Here is an 18,777-nt window from a genome sequence, read left to right on the forward strand (position 1 = left end):
GTGCTCTCAAAAAAATACTCCCCACTAGTTAGAAACTGATTTCTCAGTCCAACTAATGGGGAGCAGTTCATGAGACGGGAGCCCTTCACTTATCTAGACTCGATTGTTGGAGCCTCAACAGTTCACATCAAAGACTATTCTTTGATCCAACCGATGTTCGACCACTGACGAGGGTTCAAGCGAGGCGAACCGAACAGCGCAGCACCGTAGTTTGCAAGCTTCTTATCTGCAAAGTAAATCTCAGGACCATTGAAAAGAGTACCCATCATGGCGAATTCTTCCATGTGCTTCTTTTCAATCTCGTTGCACTTCTTGTTGCGCTCTTTATTGTCCTGAATCTTACCCATGTCTTCAATGAGCTTATCGATATCCTTAGAGCCCTCACCGTCATTATTAGCGGAGAGGTAGTACTGGCGGGCGGCAACGGTTGCATCGGCACCTACAGAGTAACCCGAGAAAGTCAGATCAAATTCTTTGTTACCTACGACTTTGCCGAAGTTTGCATCCGGCTGGTTGTCAATGGTGCATTCAATTCCAGCAGTCTTCATCTGCTGCACCAGAGTCTGCGCGAGAGCAGCAGAGGTGGGGTCATCGCCAAAGGTGGTGACGGCGAACTTGGCGTTCTTGCCGTCCTTCTTATAGAAGTCACCGTCCTTCTTATAACCCGCTTCTTCAAGAATCTTGCCGGCATCCCAGTCTTTGGTTACCTCACCGAAATTATCCTTATAATCGGCGGAGAAGGGCATAAGCATCATGGAACCGGGCATGGTTTCGCTCCAGTTCAAACCATTGAACTGAACTTTAGCTAGAGCTTCGCGGTCAACAGCGGCGAAGATTGCCTTACGAATTTCCACGGGCAGGCGGAAGGAGCTCATGTTCAGACCACCGGCAAACAGGCGCTGGCCACGGCGGACCTCAGCACCGTCCTTACCTTCGGCGTCCTTGTATGCAGTCAGAGTATTGGCACCAACTGCATCGATTTCGCCATTCTTAAAAGCGGCACGGGCTGCAGAAGATTCCATTTGACGATAGATAACGCGCTCCAGGAGGGGCTTTTCGCCCCACCAATTGTCATTGCGGACGAGCGTGGCAACCTTTTCTGCGGAGTTCCAGCTATCGAGCTTGAAGGGGCCAGCATGCCACTCGTTGTGAATCTTGTCTACAAAGCCGTCATTGAAAGTCTTCTTATCAGTCATCTCGGGGTGAAAAACACCGGAGCCGAAGATATCCGCAATGGGGTAGTAGGGCTGCTTCATGGTTACTTTAGCGGTGAACGAGTCGCCGTTTTCTTCAACCGACTCGATGTAGGCGTGGGGGCCGGCGTCTACAATGTTCAGCCCGTTATCCAAGCCATCGCGCAAAATCTCCACGGTTGCCTGCAGAGCTTTCACATCGATGGGAGTGCCATCATTGAACTTAGCCTTTGAATTCAGCTTGATATTGAGAACCTGAGTTCCACCGGATAGTTCTTCCTGGAATGATTCACAGAAGTCCGGGTTAGGTGTGTTCTTACCTTCAAAGTCGCTTTGCCAGAGACCCACCACGGTAATGGGTGAGAGAGCAGAAATCATCTGGTTGTTGTAAGCGGTGTTACCGTTCTGCGAGGCAGTGTTAAAGTCCGGCCCAAGCTGTCCCAGGGCTAGCTTCAACTCGCCGCCTTCTTTGAGCTCATCACGCTTTTTGGGATTGATGGAGATGAGCTTGGCAATATCGTCGCCCACGCCTAGCGCAGAGGCTGATTCTGCACTGGTGGTGTTGCCCCCATTACCCCCACCACAAGCAGCGAGAAGACCAACGGAACCGACGGCGGTTCCAGCAAGAAGTGTGCGGCGGTTGAAGATGAAATTTTTCACGGGTTTCCTGTCCCCTTATGAACGGCGCCAAGCGCATACGGTGTAGATGTGCGAGATAGGAGGTGAAGCATTGTTGAACAATGTGAAATAGACCTCTTAATCTTTAGTCTTATCAAACTAAAGTTCACCCCGTATAGCAAATTTTGACCTTCTCCACTTCATGAAAAATTAATCTGCGTAATATTTTGAAAAAGAGTCCCCTAGATGCAACCAGACGCGCGATCCTCTAGGAACGCGCGTCTGATGTATAGAAAGCTTGATTCAACTCATCGAGGAATCTAAATATAGAGCAACTCTACTTAGTCCAACCTAGCTCAATCCACCGTGATGGTCTCGAGTCGAAGCTACCAAAGAGTGCAGGCCCATAGTTTGCAAGGCTGCTCTTTACAACAGCGATAGAAGGACCATTGAAGAAAGTGGAGAGGGATGCATATTTTTCCAGATGTGCACGTTCAATCTCATTGCACTTGGCGTTACGTTCCTTAGCATCCTCAATTACGGACATTTCTGCAATCATCTTATCGATGTCCTTATCCCCAATCCCCTCAGGGTTGTTGGAGGACAGGTAGTACTGGCTAGCAACCACAGTTGCATCCGGACCCACTGAGTAGCCCGAGAATGTCATATCAAACTTGTTATTACCCATGACATCAGCGAAGTTTGCGTCTGGCTGATTATCGATAACGCACTCAATGCCGGCTGACTTCATCTGCTGAACCAAGGTCTGAGACATTGCTGCCCCCACTGGGTCATCGCCAAAGGTTGTTACGGAGAATTTAGCGTTCTTGCCGTCCTTCTTATAGAAGTCGCCCTCCTTCTTGTAGCCAGCTTCCTCCAGAATCTTTGAAGCCTCACCCCACTTATCTTTTACCTTAGAGAAGTTATCTTCGTAGTACTCAGAGAAAGGCATGAGCATCATTGAGCCGGGGAGCTCCTCAGACCAATTCAGTCCGTTGAAGCGGATTTCAGCTAACGCTTTACGATCCAAAGAAGCCATAATCGCTTTACGCAGAGGCAGGTCGATGCGCCCCGAACTCATATTGATACCGCCAGAGAAGAGACGCTGTCCACGACGTACCTCAGTATCTGCGGTCCCTTCAACATCTTTGTAAGCAGTGAGAGTATTTGCAGCTACCGCATCGATTTCTCCATTCTTGAAAGCTGCACGAGCTGCCGAAGCTTCCATTTGACGGAAGATGACACGCTCTAGAACCGGGGTTTCCCCCCACCATTTATCATTGCGCTTGACAGTCAGACGCTTTTCGGATGAGTTCCATTCATCCACAATAAACGGACCTGCAGCCCACTCAGGGCGGGGCTTATCCACAAAACCGTTATTGAAGGTTTCCACATCTTCTAGAGCGGGGTGCAAAAACTGCCAAAACACCTGATCAACCGGGTAGAAAGGTTGTTTCATAGTGACCTTGATAGCATCGCCATCTTGCTCGATAGTATCCATGTACTTGAAAGCACCGGGATCAACAATGTTGTATTTTTCGTTCTCCCCACTGAGAACCTTGGCAGTTACTTTCAAAACTTCAATATCAATGGGCGTACCATCATTGAACTTAGCCTTAGGGTTCAGCTTAATTCGGTGAACCTGCTTGCCGTCTTCCATTTTGGTTTCGAAGGATTCACAGAAGTCAGGGTTGATGGAAGTTTTTCCCTCAAAGTCGTACTTCCACAATCCGGAACGAGCAGCGGTGTTAAAAGATGAAACGGCGGTTTGAGTTTCTACAGAGTTACCGTTGTTGTTGTAAGGACTAAAATCAGGGCCAATTTCTGCCAGCGGGATTTTAACCTCCCCGCCTTCTTTCAACTCTTCACGCTTCTTGGGGTTAATGCTGACCAGTTTTGCAATATCCTCGCCCACGCCGAGCGCCGATGCTGATTCTGCGCTGGTGGTGTTACCGCCATTGCCTCCGCCGCAGGCTGCGAGAAGGCCAGTGAGGCTCAGAGCTGAGGTGCCGAGCAGAAGTGAACGACGATTGACTACAAAATTCCTGGGCATACTATTGTCCTTTTAGTCCATGCACACTGTGCTTTTGATAGTGCCTCAGCCTCAAAGCGAACGACTGAAACAGGCTGCCTCACCCCATCGAACTTAGTGAGGTAAGTCTTATTGCTTGAGGTATATCTAACCCTAAATGTGATCCACATCGCAAGCGAAATATTAAAAAAGCCGTTTTATGTTAAAGAAAAAACGGGGTAGCCACCTCCAAAGAGGGGCTACCCCGCACCGTACTTGCTAGCAGTCAATAGGAACAACCTACATGCAACTCAACACAGCCGCTAGTGGGAACACCAGCAGGCATACTAGGCGCGAATCGAACCTTCGCCCGCAGCACTTGAATCTGCCGCGGTCGAATCTGCAGCCAACGCAGAATCGCCCCAGGGGGTTTCCTCCTGAGATACGCCAACAACCGCCTCAGGGTTAGTCGCAGAAACGATAGCGACCTCCTCATTGGGGAAGTAGCAGGCATACTCATGATCCAGGTTGCCTTCGCGGCTCATCGCCGGATGCTCACTGGTGCACACCTTCTGCTTCTCCTCAGGCAATAGCTTGAAGATGGGGCAACGCGTGCTGAATGGGCAACCATCGGGCGCGTTCAACGGCGTCGGCAAATCACCCTCCAGAATAATCCGCTCGCGAGATGATTCCACCTCAGGATCAGGAACCGGAATAGCCGAAAGCAACGCACGGGTATAGGGGTGAATCGGGTTGTCGAACACCTGATCCACATGTCCGATTTCCACTACGCGGCCCAGGTACATCACTGCAACACGGTCAGAGGCGTGGCGAACCACAGCCAGGTCGTGCGCCACCATGAGGTAGCTCAAGCCTAGGTCTGCACGGAGCTTCTCCAACAGGTTAATAACGCCTGCCTGAACCGAAACGTCGAGTGCTGAAACCGGCTCATCCAACGCCACCAGCTTGGGGTTAACCGCGAGCGCACGAGCAATACCGATACGCTGACGCTGACCACCAGAGAACTGATTGGGGAAGCGGTTCACATGGTCCGGCTGCAGACCCACCGTGCGCATCAGTTCGATAACGCGTTTCTGAATGTCCTTCTTCTTCCAACCCTGGTTTTCCAGGGGTTCAGCAAGAACTTCGTAGACGGTAAATCGGGGGTCAAGCGCACCGGTGGGGTCCTGGAACACCATCTGCTGGTTCTTGCGCATCTTCAGAAGCTCAGAGCCTTTCAGCCCATCATGGACCGAAGAACCGTTCACTAGGATGTCGCCGTCGGTTTCTTTGTTGAACTCCATGATTTCTAGCAGCGTGGTGGTTTTACCACAGCCAGATTCACCCACGATGGAGAAGCACTCACCTTCGCGAATATCGAAGGAGACGCCGTTGACCGCCTTGACGGTACCTACACGACGCTTCACCAAAGCCCCCTTGAGCAAGGGGAAATGCTTTTTCAGATTCTTCACCTCAAGCACCGTGGGGCGCTCTTCACGAGGAATCGAATCATACTTAGATTCAGGAACCTCGGGTACGGGGTAAAGATCTTCGGGGCGAGCATCCACAAGCTGCTCCGCAATATCTGCAGCAGCGTAGTGACCTTCGCCAGCGCCCTCAATCAAGCGCAATGCAGGCTCTTCAGCCACATCCTTGCAGCACTGACCGCCAGACTTAGCGATAGGGCAACGAGGGCGGAACGAGCACCCGTGCACCTCGTTCAAGAGGTTGGGCGGGGTACCGTCGATAGGGACCAGCGAAACCTTATCCGCACGGTCAACACGCGGAACCGCGCCCAGCAGACCGATGGTGTAGGGGTGCGCAGGGCGAGTGTAGATATCCTCAGCCCGTGCAATTTCCACAGGCTTACCAGCGTACATGACCATGATGTCATCTGCCATACCAGCTACCACGCCGAGGTCGTGGGTAATCATAATAATGCCCGCGCCGGTTTCTTCCTGCGCCTTTTCCATGACCTCAAGAACCTGAGCCTGAATGGTTACATCCAGAGCGGTGGTAGGTTCGTCCGCAATAAGAACTGCGGGGTCATTAGCGATAGCCATAGCAATCATCACGCGCTGGCGCATACCACCAGAGAACTCATGAGGGAAGGACTTCAGACGGTTCGCAGGATCAGGAATACCCACCAAACGCATCAGCTCTACCGAACGATCCTTAATCGCCTGCTTGCTCATGCCCTTGTTGTGAACCTTCAGCACCTCACCAATCTGATCACCAATGGTGTACACCGGGGTCAGAGAGCTCAGCGGATCCTGGAAAATCATCGCGATATCTTTACCGCGGTGCTCACACATCTCTTTATCCGACAGGCCAAGCAGTTCCTTGCCCTTGTACTGAATAGAACCGGTGATATCGGCGGTGGTGGGATGAAGCCCCATAATCGCCATCGAAGCTACCGACTTACCGGAGCCCGATTCACCCACGATGCCGAGCGTCTTACCGGCATGCAAATCAAAGTTGATACCGCGAACCGCATGCACCACGCCGTTTTCAGTATTGAATGAAACGTTAAGGTCTTTGACCGAAAGAACGGGATTAGCGCTCATTATTTTGCCTTCTCCTTCTTGTCTTTCTTAGCCTTACCCACCGACAGTGAGGTGGGGTCAAATGCGTCGCGCAAACCGTCGTTCATCAAAGACAGCGGGCCAACGAGCAAGAAAAACAGAATCATGGGAATCCAGAACATCCAGGGCAGAGTATTAATCTGGCTCGATGCCTGAGCAATCAGTGAACCAAGCGAGTAGTTGGGGTACTTCACGCCAATACCCACGAAGGTGTATGCGACCTCAGAAAGAATCGCCAAGGTAATACCGCGGGTGAAGTTCAAAACCAGCAGGGAGCCGATGTTTGGAACCAGGTGACGCCAAACGATTTTGAAAGGCGAAACACCCATGTAGCGGGCGGCTTTCACATAATCGCGCTGAATGAGTGACATCGCCATCGAACGAATCACACGGGCGTCATACATCCACGAGAAGATCAGCAAAACGATGGTGAGGATAACCCACCCGGGAAGAACTTCGCGGATTTTCTGGCCGCCAGCACCGTTAATCACAATTGCAATCACCAGAAGCTGAGGTGCCATCATGAGAGTTTCTAGGAAGAAGAGCATGACGTTATCGAGCTTGCCCCCGAAATACGCCATAATGCAGCCATAGACGGCGGAGATGATAACGCTCAAACCACCGACAATGAGACCAATTGCCATCGAGGTGCGCACACCTTCAACAGCCTGGGCATACAGATCGGTTCCAGCGCTGGTAGTACCAAACCAGTGGGCTGCACTGGGACCAGTGGCCATGTAGAAGGGGTCAATGGTGTTGGTATCCCACTGCGCCAACAAGCCGCCAAAGAGCCCAAAAAGACCTACGAGAATGAACACAATCAGACCAAACGCCGCCGCCTTATTACGGAAGAACCGGCGGGTAATGATCGTGGACTTATTGATGACTTTGAAGTCAGGAGTGTCATCCACCTTCAACTCGGGAACATCTTGCGACTCGCGAGGAAGATTATCTGTTGGAGGAACTGCAGCAGTCATTAATTCATCCTCACTCGGGGGTCAACAATGGTAGTTGCAATGTCAGCCAAAATCGCTGATACGGCGAAGAGCACCGAACCGTAGGCAAGAGTTGCAGTTGCCGCATTGACGTCCTGCGCACCAATCGCCTGAAGCGACCACAATCCGATTCCGGGCCAGGCGAAGATTGCCTCAGCGAAGAAACCGCCGGTGAAAATTGCGGGAACGGTAAAAGCGATAGACTGCGCCACGGGAATGAAGGAAACGCGCAGTGCGTGGCGAGTAATCGCCTGGTTGCGGGTTAGACCTTTCGCGCGAGCAGTACGAACGAAGTCAGCATTAACGCTATCGAGCAGGTACTGGCGCTGAGCAATCTGGTAACCGCCCCAGGACATGATGGTGATACAGAAAGTAGGTACCAGGTAGTGAGCCGCCATATCGACGATGGTCGGCCAGCCAGGTTCAACACCCGGCGACGAAATGCCTGTCACGAAGAAAATACGGTCCCCTGCCGCCTGGTTAATAGCAACCGCTCCCAGCTGCACCAAGAAGTAAGCAATAGGTGCGGGGATGATGTAAACCAGGTAGGAGTAACCGGTAATGATACGGTCAGATGCTTTGTACTGGCGAGCCGCGGAAAACACACCCAGAGCCACACCGATAATCAGCGACAAAATAATAGCTGCGGCAAAAAGGCGGGTAGAGACCCAAACACGCTGGCCAAATTCACTGTTGATGTACGCGCCGTTGGGCGAACGTCCCCAGTCAAAGTGGAAAAGAATGTCCTTGAGCCACTGTACGTAGCGTTCCCAGGCGCTCATCTGTGGGTCAAGTTTCAGTGAGGCAAAGTTTGCCTGAATCTGTTCCGGTGTAGGACGCGGAATTTTTTCCTGCTCAAGGAGAGCAGGGTTCATGGTCTGGACGGCGAGGAAGTAGCCGGCGCTGGTGACCAAGAAAATCATGACCACGTAGGTCAGGGCGCGTTTGAGGATGTACTTAAACATGTACTTTCTCCTTCAAGCGCGAAGTATTCGTGTACTTTTGCATGTGTGTGATTACCTTTTCAGGTTCAGCCGAGCCACTGCTGTGACTCATGACACTTCGAAACTGGTTGGTCAAATCTTATAACCAATATGTAAGACATACCAAACCGGTTTTATCCCGTGAACATCCCGTCGTCACTCTTCTTCATGTCTAAAATTTCTGCTACATATTTCCTCGTCAGCTTGAAAATACACACAGAAATGGCTCTGTGCCGAGTGCGGACAGAGCCATTATTGAATTACCGGTGGGTAAAAAATATTCTACTAATTCATCTTGTTACGGTACTCGCCGTACCCTCCCGCGACATCTTCGCGAAGCGCTTCAAGATTCTGAGCAATCAGAGATTCGGCGTCCACCGGTCGACCGCCGGCAGCATGAGGGGTAATTACCAGATTCTTCGTGCCCCACAAAGGATGCTCGGCGGGCAAGGGCTCCTGAGAAACGACGTCGAGCGCCACCCCTGCGAGGTTTCCCCCGTTGAGAGCTTCCATCAAATCTGGCTCGTTCACGGTGCTCCCGCGCCCCACATTAATAACGAACGCGCGCGCAGGGAGCTGCTTCAACACCTCGGCGTTGAGCACCTGCTCCGTTTTATCGCTCGTCGGAAGAATCATCACCAAAACATCGGTTTCTGGCAAATACTCCCCCATCTGATCTTCGGTAATAACAGGGAAGCCATTTCGGTTGCCCTCGCTACGCGCCACACCGGTTACATGGGAACCAAATGCTTTGAACAGGCGGGCGGTTTCCTTACCAATAGAACCAAAACCCCAAATCAACACATTGGCATCGAGCAAAGTGGTCACCTTGCCCTCAGGATGAAGCTCCTGCGCACCACCCAACTCAGAAGCCCAATGAGAACGATCCTGTTCCTCTGCCAGGACCGGCAAGAAACGAATGAAATTCAAAGTCAACGCAAGAGCATGCTCAGCCACGGTCAGTGAATGAAGACCGCTACCAGAAGCAATAATCGCCTCTTCCCGGAACCCCGCAGCACGCGCCTGATCCGGCCCAGCCAACAACGCCTGCACCAACTTCACCTGATCAAGATGCGCGGCGGCATCTTTCAGCTGCTCGTTAGTATTAGCCCAGGCAATCAGGACGTCGGCGTCATAGTGCTCTGGAGCCAGATTCTCCTGTGGGTCATAAGAAACGAGCTGGTCCTCATCCGTCAGCCCTAACTTAGATTCATCCAATGTGATGCTGGTGGGGGTCAAAATCTTCACGGCAGTCTCCTTGGAATATTGATAATCGTAAATTTCTATACCTACTGACTATCTTATGAAGACCCCGCACAGAGTATAAGCCCCCGACTCCCACAAGGTATGAAAACTTAGTCCTCGCGCAACAAATCCCTAAACAAATCCACGCTCTCACGCACCACCTGGTCGCGGGCTTCCCCCTCGGGCAACCCCTGCGAAAAATCCATATATCGCAAAATTGCAGAAGCAATGGTTACAGACGCGCGCGCTTTACCCCAGTACTCCTGGTTGACTTCGGCGCCTTCTTCCAAGAATCTAAACGGCCCCCGACGATTATTCGCAGCGAAATCCTGCCAATCAATCGTGCGCAGAAAATCCTCCACCACACGTTCGCACTTGAGCAAATACACCTTAAAACGGGTGCGGAACTCGGGGTACTTCTTGCCCAGCTCTCGATAACGTCGGTGTTCAGTGGCAGGGATTGACTCCACCACCACATCCAAAAGCAGGTGCACTACTCGGTCAAACACATAACTTTGCTGCCGGGCCTGATCCGCCTGAATCATCGCAGGCGTAATTTGCGGTTCCCGCAGGCCTAACACGGCGTCTTCTTTAGTCGCAAAATAGTTGAAAAAGGTACGCGAAGAAATACCCGCACGCTCAGCAATTTCATCGGTAGTTGTTTGCTTCAGACCGTTTTTCTTTACCAGCGCGACGGCAGCCTCATGGATAGCTTTCCACGTCCGCTCCCGACGTCGCTCTCGAAGCGTAGGTTCACAATTTTGCACCCCTCTACTTTATGCAGTTCTGCAAAATTGCACAACTGCAACTACATACTGGGTCATAAATCACCCTCCGCTTCACCTGCAGACATCTCAAATAAGTATCTCAGCAAGTCAGCTATAATAAAGAGGTGAACTTCATGAGTAACATGGTGGATTTAACCAACCTCCCCACTTGGCTGGGTATTACGCTACTGGTCATCGACATTGCCGTGCGTATCATCGCCCTATGCTGGCTCCCCTACAACCGCAAACCCGTGGTCGCCCTCGGCTGGCTCATGGCAATCTTCCTGGTGCCCTACATCGGGTTCATCGCTTTCCTCTTCTTCGGCTCCTCCCACCTGCCGCGGCACCGCCGCGTCCGTCAGCGAGTCATGAACGAAATGATCCGCGAGCGCCTTGACAACGGTGACGACGACGAGGTCAACCCCGTGCTGGGCACGCACGTCGAGCTACCCGAAGAAGCAAAAGTGGCAGCCCGGCTCAACTACCGACTGGGTGCGCTCCCCATGGTGGGTGGTAACGAATTTCAGCTCCACACCGATAACCATGAAGCTATGCTGCACATGGCGGAGGAAATTGATAAAGCCACCGACTACGTTCACTTCGAGTTCTACATCACCGCCTACTCTGGTGCTTCGATTCCGCTGTGGGACGCACTGTTTCGCGCCCAGGAACGCGGCGTCAATGTTCGCGTGCTGATTGATCAGATTGGTTCGCGCAAATACCCCTCGTACAAGAGATTGCGCCGCATGCTGAACAAATCAGATATTCAGTGGCACCTGATGCTTCCCATCAATATTTTTAGAGGAAAATGGCAACGTCCCGATCTGCGTAACCACCGCAAGATTTTGGTGATTGACGGGCGTATCGCTTATTCCGGTTCGCAAAATGCGATTGATGCTTGCTACGACCTCAAGAAGAATGAAAAGAGGGGTCTGCTCTGGAAGGATCTCACATATTCCGCTAAGGGTCCTATTGTTGATGAGCTCAACGCGGTGTTCATGTCCGACTGGTATTCGGAAACTAAAGAACTACCTCTGGGCGAAATCAACTCGGATATTCAGACTATTAACGACGGTCAGCTAGCTCAGATTGTGCCCTCTGGCCCCGGTTTTGAAACCGAAAATAACCTGCGGCTCATCAACTACCTCATTAATAATGCTGAGGAACGCATCGTCATTTGTTCCCCTTACTTCGTACCCGAGTCAACATTGTTGCAGGCGCTTACCAGTGCAGCGCTCTCGCGAATCGACGTCGAACTTATTGTCTGCGAGAAGGGCGACCAGTTCCTGCCCAATATGGCGCAACGATCCTACTACGAAGAACTGCTCAAAGATGGCGTGAAGATTCGCCAATACCCCGGCCCCACCGTGTTGCACTCAAAGTACATGATTATTGACGACTGCTACACCTTCATCGGTTCTTCAAATATGGATCCGCGTTCGTTTGCGTTGAACCTGGAAGTTTCCACGTTCATTGTGAATAAGAAAATGGTGCGCGAACTAGACGACGTTTCGGATACCTATATTTCCCGGTGCAAGACGTTGCGCTATGACGAATGGGTCAACCGCCCTAACCGTGTGAAGATTTTAGAGAACATTTGCCGGTTGTCGTCATCGCTGCTGTAAGACGTCTGGGGTGGGGCGGGGCGGCTCGACCGGGTGATTCTTAACTGATCGCAAAAGTGGCGTTATGAGGTGTAAAACTGCACCCCAGAACGCTATTTTGACTAGCACTTAATTTTGTCGCCGGGCCAGCGTTACGCATTCCACATCTTCAACAGGACGAAAACCGCAACTTGCGTAAAAATCGATAACATGCTGGTTGCTCGAAGTAGCATCTGTGGTTATAAAGACTTGACGGATTCCCCTTACTTCCTGCGCGACTCTATTCATCAATTCAGAAGCGATACCTTTGCGTTGAAAAGTCGGTTTCACTAAAAGGTCCTGGATATAGGCAATTGTTAACCCATCCCCAACAAGACGTACCAAACCAACCAGATCGTCGTTCTCATAAGCAGTTAACACGAGCCAGCTTGCCTTAACCATTGGCACCATTCGCTCAGGATGAGCCGTGTATGAACTCCAACCCGCTGATTCGTAGAGCGACATAAGTTGCGTTTCACTAGGTATTCTGTTGTTAAAATACTTCAACATCGAATCCTCCCGTCGTAGTTTTTCTTATCCTAGCTAGTCTTCACCAAGTTTCTTAACTGATCGCAAAAGTGGCGTTATGAGGTGTAAAACTGCACCCCAGAACGCTATTTTGACTAGCACTTAATTTTGTCGCCTGTTTCCCTTCGCCTCTTGACGGTAGGCTGGAACGATACGAAAAGTTCCGACTCGACGAGACGCCCCGCAAACTGAACACGGCAAACGAGGTACCCATGTCCGATCCGTTTCCCACCACCCATTCCCCGGCGACCGTCGCTCTCATTCTCGCCGGCGGGAAAGGTAGCAGACTATCTCCGCTGACGGACGCGCGGTCCAAACCCTCGGTGCCTTTTGGCGGGGGTTACCAGATTATTGACGTGGTGCTCTCCAACTTGGCTCATTCACGAATTCGCGACGTATGGATAGCTGAACAGTATCGCCCGTTTACCCTCAATAAGCATCTCGCCGGTGGCCGACCCTGGGATTTAGACGGCACCCGCCACGGCTTACAAATTCTTTCGCCTGCCGAAGGCCGCGCAGCGGATGGTTTCGCAGAAGGAAACGGGCACGCGCTCTACCAGCAAGTTCCGCTCCTCCAATCATTTAGGGCAGATACCGTGGTGGTTCTCAGCGCAGACCATCTCTACCAGATGGACTTCCGGCTTGCCCTGGAACAGCACGAACGGCTGGGTTCAGACCTCACCATTATCACGACTGAAACGGATGAAGATCCATCACGTTTCGGCGTCGTGCAAACAGGAAAGAATCAGAAAGTTACCGGCTACGATTACAAACCCGAGAATCCTCAGGGCAACCTGGTTGCCACTGAAATCTTTATCTTCAAGGTAGAGGCGCTCAGCAAAGCAGTGGACCATCTGGTAAAAGAACTCGACGAATATGAAGACCACGATGAACCTAAGGGCGCCTCTCTAGGGGATTACGGCGAGACGATTCTGCCCTACTTTGTGAAAAACAAGAAAGTACACGAGTTCCGTCATACCGGCTACTGGCGAGATATCGGGACCATTGATGCCTACTACAAAGCACATATGGAATTGCTGGAGGGCAAGGGTTTGAATCTGGACGACCCTGGCTGGGCAGTTATTACCCATCATGAGCCCCTTGCGCCGGCTCGCTTTTACCAGGATTCCCATGTGAGCCATTCAATGATTGCCCACGGCTGCCATATTCACGGAGATGTCAGCGGGAGCATCATCGGCCCCGGAGTGACCATTGAGGCGGGCGCGAAAGTTTCTCGCTCTATTCTGCTCGGTGACCTCACAGTGCCCGCCGGCGCCGTCCTCGAATCCGTGATTGCAGATGTATTTGCAGAGATTCCCGCTGGCCAAACAGGTAAAACTAAGCCTGGCCCGGGAAATATCACCGTTTTGGTGCCCTCTCAACGCGGGGCAGACGTCAACGGACAAGACCAGACACTCGGTGAATAAGTGGGAGAAACATTAGACGCCAGAAATTTTTCCAGCGCCCGCCCTTCAAGTTTTATACCTGAACATTTACCGGTTTTTGTGTACGGAACTCTGCGTGTGGGAGGTTCCAACCATTTTTTGCTAGCTGGCAAAGATGAGCGGCAGGAACCGGCCACCCTGGAAGGCGCCGTGCTCGTCGATAACGGTCGATTCCCCTATTTACTTGATTCGCCAGAAGTCCTCGGTACCTTGGACGACGTCGGGGCGGTGCGTGGCGCGCTCGTTCATGTTGATGGCACAGATTGGGAACGGGTTTCTGCCGTTTTGGACGAGTTAGAAGGTTGTTCGACTGAACACCTCGTAGATGATCGAAACCTTTACAACCGCCTTCAGCGCGAAGTCACTACTGCCTCAGGCAAGCGCGAACTGGCATGGGTATATATCCCGCCGGTCGCGCATCAAGCTGAATTAGCAGAACTATATCCGATGATTAAATCGGGAGATTGGATGGACCGTGCCTGAAAACATTAGCCTTGAGTCTCTCGAAGAGGGTCACTACAGCTTCCCCGGTCCGCTGCGAGATAAGTTGGTAGCCGCCATCCTAAGCGGGGAGAAAACCGGCACCTCGTCCCTGGTTCAGCAATATGAAATGGACGGTGATCCTTTACCAGCGGTAGGGGACCGAGAAGCGATTCTTGATTCCGACGGCAACCGAGTCTGCGCTACCGAGACTACGGAAGTCACCGTCGTCCCCTTTGGAGATATCACCCTTCAACAAGCGCTGGACGAAGGCGAAGGATTCGAGAGTATTTCCGATTGGCAGACGGCGCACCGCCAGTTCTGGGAATCGGAACAGTTCCGCGCATCAATGGGCGAAGACTACCGGGGCATCACCGCTGACACCCCCGTAGTCTACGTACGCTTCAAAGTCATCGCCCGAGCCTAAGACTCGCTCCCCCGCTGTACCGGGCTCGCTTGAACAGTTGCTCTTTAGAATTAGCCCTTGTGTGTGATCGATACGTTCTTGCCCATCAGACACCAAGCGATATGATGAGTGCGCCCGTTTAGATTTATGCGCCAAGGAGTGAGCCGTTGCAAGATTGGGATCCCAGCCTACTGTTTCGGATTGTCGACGTCGCGGCAGTTGTTGCCAACGGGCTCTTGGGCGGTGCAGTTGCCCGCGCTTTTCGCTTTGATGTTGTCGGTTTTATTCTTTTAGCCGCGCTCTCTGGCATGGGCGGCGGTTTGATTCGCGATACTCTGCTGGGTATTGGGTTTCCCGTTGCTCTCACCGATTCTGCGTATTGGGCAGGTGTGATTATTGCTTCTGCGCTGGCTTATCTCTTGGATTTGGGGTCACAGTGGGCATCGCGCGTTCTGGTGATTGTGGACTTTCTAGGAATGGGATGCTGGGTAGCCACCGGAACCATCAAGGCGTTGGGCGCTGGTTTAGAGTGGATTCCTGCTATTGCCTTGGGCGTGACGACGGCGGTGGGCGGCGGCGTCCTGCGCGATATTATGGTGAACCGTATTCCTTCTATCTTGGGCGGTAACTCGCTGTATGCCACGGTCGCTTTGGTGGGGGCTACGGAAACCGCTCTTTTGACCGAGGTTTTCCGCCGCCCTAACGTAGCAATGGCGGTTTCGATTGTTTCGTGCTTGGCAATTGGTTTGATTGCTCGTCGTAAGAATTGGAAACTCCCCGCACCCGTTAATTTGAAGGTGCCGCGACCACAGCTCAAGTTCATTTCTCGTCGGACCGCTGTGGTGTTTGATGAGAATGAGGGATGGACGCCCGGCCAGCCTCTGACGGAGAATTTGCAGATTCTTACACCGGAGGAAATCCGAAAGTATCGCAAACGAGACAGGTTTAAAAATATTTCTAAATTTAGAAAGCGCTAGCCACACGTCAAATATGTATAAAAATACCCTCGAAGTATCATTTACGATACTTCGAGGGTATTTTATTTCTTGATCGGGTTCGCAATCTAATCAAGAGGACTGAATCCCCCAGTGGAGGTTCACTTTGCTAATAATGGCAGAACTAATGCGTTCGCGTATCTTCAACTGTACCAGCGTCATGAGCCTATTTTTCGCTTAATTTAGCCGGAGGAAAGCACTCCGAGATGATGAAAAAGTGCCTCCCCCTCCTGACATGCCCCGACGGCTAAAACCCGTTGCCGAAAACCTCTTTTGTGTTTCCAGCCACTATAATTGCAATAAACAACAAGGGGAATGAGTCTAAAACTCATTCCCCTTGTCAGAGCATTTTATTCATTTTTTAGTAAATATATGCATTCTTAGATTTTATAGGTCACCACGTTGCTCAACGCCAAACCACCACCGACGTCGTTACCGTGGTAGCGACCGAAGTGTACGTGAGGCCCACGGTAAGTAGCATCAGCCACAGGCTGTGAGCGAGTTCCGCCTGCTTCAAAAGTGATAGTGCCGGGGCGAACAATCAACTTGCAAGTAATATTCTGGTCTGCCACAATTTTCGTCTTGGGGACCACGGTTGCCAAAGGCGTGAGCGTAGCACTACCGGCATCGACGCGCAGCAACTGCACAAGGTCACCCTGGCGGTAAACACCCTTCTCATCAACCACAGAAGCGTGCGGGCGCACTGCCAAAATGTAGCCGCCGCCGTTGGGGTTGGTGATATCAAACTTTCCACCAATACCAAACGGCGAGTCATCAGCGCGACCAAATGCCATATATCCGTACTGCCAGTCAGTGTTAGGCAGACGACCTTCCCACTTCATGTCAAAGTACATCACCCAGTTACCACCGGAGGTTTCCACGCGGTGAGAAATGGGGCCCAAGAGCATAGACTCGTCGTAAATCTCGCGATGGATCAGCGAGTTATTTTCCCACACGGGCATGTTACTGACGTCCTGCTGACCTGCCGGGAGCATACCGTCCAAACGGCGCGCTTGATCCAAGAACAAATCGGGGCTAGTTCCGCCACCTGAAAGCCAGTAGGGGTTAGGGGACATAAAGCCGCGCACGCCGAGAGTGGCGAAATAATCTCGTACAGACCGGCGGTGCACTTCCCAGACAATAACGGGCTTACCCAGTGCAACAATGCTGGTAATCTTCCAGTCGCTCATGGAAGTTGCAGCGCGACCGGTAACAGTCTCAAAGAAGGGCACACCCGCGAGGTCCACATAGGGTGACTTCACCAAAGTGGTGATGTTCGCCAGTGAATCCCCAGCATCAAAGTAGCACCAGGTGCGGAAGCCCGCATTTTTGGCGATTTTTACAAAGCCAGCTTCGGGGTCAAATCCACCTGCACCGTTGCGGTACATCTTGATAACAACCTGATTCTTCAGGCCACGAGCCTCCAGCACCTGGAGAAGCTGTGCCTGAGCGCCGGCGTCTTTTGCCTCGACGAAAAGTATTGCATTCGCACCTACCGAGTTGAAAGCTCCGCCAGCGGGGGTTGCGGCAATAACGTCCAGCGCTTCTGCCAGAGTATTGATATTGCGCAGAGGTTTGCCCGAACCAAGGAAGGGGCGCATATCTACCATTGCCTGTTTCAAATCAGCAAGGTAGGACGACGATACATACCCTTCAGACAGGGTGGTTGTGCGGCGCAGTGCGTTATCGTGCATGCACACGAGCTCGCCATCTAGCGTGGTGCGTACAGAAATCTCGACGGCGCGCGCGCCACGAATAATCGCCTGCTGGTAAGCGTAAGCGGTGTGCTCGGGATTTACGTCACCGGCACCACGGTGTGCAATAACGAATTGGGGCTGAGCAAGAAATTGGTCAACCAATGTTGCAGAAACGGGCTCAGCCGCCTGAGCGGTTGTAGTTCCACCGGCAAGCGACGCTGCACCCAGCACAGCTCCTGCACCGGTAAGTTGCAGAGCATTTCGGCGGTTAAAAACGCCAAAGGAGTTCTCGTGTTGAGAAATAGACATAAATCCCCTAGATCAGTTCTAATAATTTTTTTACGTCCTATGTTTCCCCCGTAGGACATTGGGATTACACACTAGTCATTTCTCAGGGTTATACAACTACGGGTACTTTTGTCGGTTTACTCCAAAGTGATGCAATTTTTTCCCCACAAGGGGAAATACTATTTATTCTTTCGTTTTTGGGGGACAAAGCGTGATACAGATCTATGCTCAAGCTCACTTTTCGACACTCCCGAAAAACCTGGGAATTTATTCTATCTCCGCATGCCAACCTCTTATTCCACCGCCGAAATAACCTTCTCCATGAGAAAGTGCTTGATTCGCAAAGTTTTCCTATCCGCAAGCAGAGCCCGGGAATCGTGAGAAAAATTTTCTAAAAAATTTTTTGGTCCCCATCATGACCCAACAAATGATGTTCGGAATGTCGAATAAAATAGGGGTGGCTTACATTTTCAATGCCACAGCAACCCCTTACCCAAGTCAGCCACAATTTTTTTTAAAAAATATTTTCTCCGTAAAGTGCCTTTGAGGGGGAAATTTCACGACACCTCTCCCACAGACTGATGCATAAATACGCCAGAATCCCCTGTCTCCGCCCATCGGATGAGGGCACTCATACTTATAGGTCATAGCGGCTGTCGAATTACTTTCTGTATAGTTCTAGAAGTCAGCCCGCAAGGGTGAGACACCCAGCAATGGGATCGAACGGTGAAAGCCGAGAGAACAGACTAGCCAAAGGTTCGCACCCAAGAGGCAACAGCAAACTTTTGCTGAGACAGTCTTTATAAAGAACGATTTTTTGGGGAAAAAATCGCGCTCTTGTAGCTCACACGTTCGAATGCCAGCGCAGTTAGTATCTTGGGGAAGATAAAACTAGCTG

The 18,777-nt window shown here is 51.6% G+C and carries 14 protein-coding genes; 5 read left to right on the plus strand and 9 right to left on the minus strand.

Translation table 11 applies throughout. From position 1 onward, the window contains the following. Positions 1–134 precede the first annotated feature (134 nt). The 7 genes from ACFR81_RS06390 to ACFR81_RS06420 form a co-directional block, all read right to left on the minus strand. On the minus strand, positions 135–1,853 hold the full coding sequence (locus ACFR81_RS06390) for an ABC transporter family substrate-binding protein (protein ID WP_343876089.1): 1,719 nt from the start codon (positions 1,851–1,853) through the stop codon (positions 135–137). Between the two features lie 295 nt (positions 1,854–2,148). Next, positions 2,149–3,864: an ABC transporter family substrate-binding protein gene (locus tag ACFR81_RS06395; RefSeq protein ID WP_343876087.1), complete on the minus strand. Its 1,716-nt coding sequence runs from the start codon at positions 3,862–3,864 to the stop codon at positions 2,149–2,151. A gap of 305 nt (positions 3,865–4,169) precedes the next feature. Beyond that, on the minus strand, positions 4,170–6,389 hold the full coding sequence (locus ACFR81_RS06400) for an ABC transporter ATP-binding protein (RefSeq protein WP_343876085.1): 2,220 nt from the start codon (positions 6,387–6,389) through the stop codon (positions 4,170–4,172). Continuing rightward, complete coding sequence (locus ACFR81_RS06405) at positions 6,389–7,384, minus strand: ABC transporter permease (RefSeq protein WP_145175296.1); 996 nt, start codon at positions 7,382–7,384, stop codon at positions 6,389–6,391. Before ACFR81_RS06405 ends, ACFR81_RS06400 begins: the two co-directional genes overlap by 1 nt. Beyond that, the gene (locus ACFR81_RS06410) at positions 7,384–8,367 is read right to left on the minus strand and encodes an ABC transporter permease (RefSeq protein ID WP_068172928.1); all 984 of its coding nucleotides are present in this window, start codon (positions 8,365–8,367) and stop codon (positions 7,384–7,386) included. The genes ACFR81_RS06405 and ACFR81_RS06410 overlap by 1 nt, the downstream gene beginning before the upstream one ends. 303 nt (positions 8,368–8,670) lie before the next feature. Further along, positions 8,671–9,633 (minus strand): NAD(P)-dependent oxidoreductase, encoded by a 963-nt coding sequence (locus tag ACFR81_RS06415; protein ID WP_343876082.1) that lies wholly within the window; start codon positions 9,631–9,633, stop codon positions 8,671–8,673. A 107-nt stretch (positions 9,634–9,740) separates the two neighbouring features. Further along, positions 9,741–10,397 carry a TetR/AcrR family transcriptional regulator gene (locus tag ACFR81_RS06420; RefSeq protein ID WP_083147359.1) on the minus strand — a complete coding sequence of 219 codons (657 nt, stop codon included), beginning with the start codon at positions 10,395–10,397 and terminating at the stop codon, positions 9,741–9,743. Positions 10,398–10,531: 134 nt separating this feature from the next. Here ACFR81_RS06420 and cls point away from each other — a divergent pair, with 134 nt between their 5' ends. Beyond that, the gene (gene cls / locus ACFR81_RS06425) at positions 10,532–12,022 is read left to right on the plus strand and encodes a cardiolipin synthase (protein WP_377148681.1); all 1,491 of its coding nucleotides are present in this window, start codon (positions 10,532–10,534) and stop codon (positions 12,020–12,022) included. A gap of 108 nt (positions 12,023–12,130) precedes the next feature. Here cls and ACFR81_RS06430 read toward each other — a convergent pair whose 3' ends face one another. Continuing rightward, positions 12,131–12,550: a GNAT family N-acetyltransferase gene (locus ACFR81_RS06430; protein WP_343876079.1), complete on the minus strand. Its 420-nt coding sequence runs from the start codon at positions 12,548–12,550 to the stop codon at positions 12,131–12,133. A gap of 230 nt (positions 12,551–12,780) precedes the next feature. Between ACFR81_RS06430 and ACFR81_RS06435 the strand changes: the two genes are divergently transcribed. The 4 genes from ACFR81_RS06435 (at position 12,781) to ACFR81_RS06450 (ending at position 15,876) form a co-directional block, all read left to right on the plus strand. Beyond that, the gene (locus ACFR81_RS06435; RefSeq protein WP_343876077.1) at positions 12,781–13,995 is read left to right on the plus strand and encodes a glucose-1-phosphate adenylyltransferase family protein; all 1,215 of its coding nucleotides are present in this window, start codon (positions 12,781–12,783) and stop codon (positions 13,993–13,995) included. A 78-nt stretch (positions 13,996–14,073) separates the two neighbouring features. Further along, positions 14,074–14,496: a gamma-glutamylcyclotransferase family protein gene (locus tag ACFR81_RS06440; protein WP_255376930.1), complete on the plus strand. Its 423-nt coding sequence runs from the start codon at positions 14,074–14,076 to the stop codon at positions 14,494–14,496. Further along, positions 14,489–14,920 (plus strand): ASCH domain-containing protein, encoded by a 432-nt coding sequence (locus ACFR81_RS06445; RefSeq protein WP_222114698.1) that lies wholly within the window; start codon positions 14,489–14,491, stop codon positions 14,918–14,920. The genes ACFR81_RS06440 and ACFR81_RS06445 overlap by 8 nt, the downstream gene beginning before the upstream one ends. A 146-nt stretch (positions 14,921–15,066) precedes the next feature. Then, a complete protein-coding gene (locus ACFR81_RS06450) occupies positions 15,067–15,876 on the plus strand; it encodes a trimeric intracellular cation channel family protein (RefSeq protein ID WP_343876073.1) in 810 nt (269 codons plus the stop codon). A 398-nt stretch (positions 15,877–16,274) separates the two neighbouring features. Here ACFR81_RS06450 and ACFR81_RS06455 read toward each other — a convergent pair whose 3' ends face one another. Next, positions 16,275–17,900, minus strand: a complete 1,626-nt coding sequence (locus ACFR81_RS06455) for a glycerophosphodiester phosphodiesterase (RefSeq protein ID WP_343876071.1) — start codon at positions 17,898–17,900, stop codon at positions 16,275–16,277. Between the last annotated feature and the right edge of the window lie 877 nt (positions 17,901–18,777).

The sequence above is a fragment of the Rothia amarae genome (assembly GCF_042677725.1).
Taxonomy (GTDB): domain Bacteria; phylum Actinomycetota; class Actinomycetes; order Actinomycetales; family Micrococcaceae; genus Rothia; species Rothia amarae.

Coding starts and splice junctions, on each gene's coding strand:
- ACFR81_RS06395 (WP_343876087.1), bottom strand. CDS start 3,864: ATGCCCAGGAATTTTGTAGTCAATCGTCGTTCACTTCTGCTCGGCACC.
- ACFR81_RS06400 (WP_343876085.1), bottom strand. CDS start 6,389: ATGAGCGCTAATCCCGTTCTTTCGGTCAAAGACCTTAACGTTTCATTC.
- ACFR81_RS06405 (WP_145175296.1), bottom strand. CDS start 7,384: ATGACTGCTGCAGTTCCTCCAACAGATAATCTTCCTCGCGAGTCGCAA.
- ACFR81_RS06410 (WP_068172928.1), bottom strand. CDS start 8,367: ATGTTTAAGTACATCCTCAAACGCGCCCTGACCTACGTGGTCATGATT.
- cls (WP_377148681.1), top strand. CDS start 10,532: ATGAGTAACATGGTGGATTTAACCAACCTCCCCACTTGGCTGGGTATT.
- ACFR81_RS06430 (WP_343876079.1), bottom strand. CDS start 12,550: ATGTTGAAGTATTTTAACAACAGAATACCTAGTGAAACGCAACTTATG.
- ACFR81_RS06435 (WP_343876077.1), top strand. CDS start 12,781: ATGTCCGATCCGTTTCCCACCACCCATTCCCCGGCGACCGTCGCTCTC.
- ACFR81_RS06455 (WP_343876071.1), bottom strand. CDS start 17,900: ATGTCTATTTCTCAACACGAGAACTCCTTTGGCGTTTTTAACCGCCGA.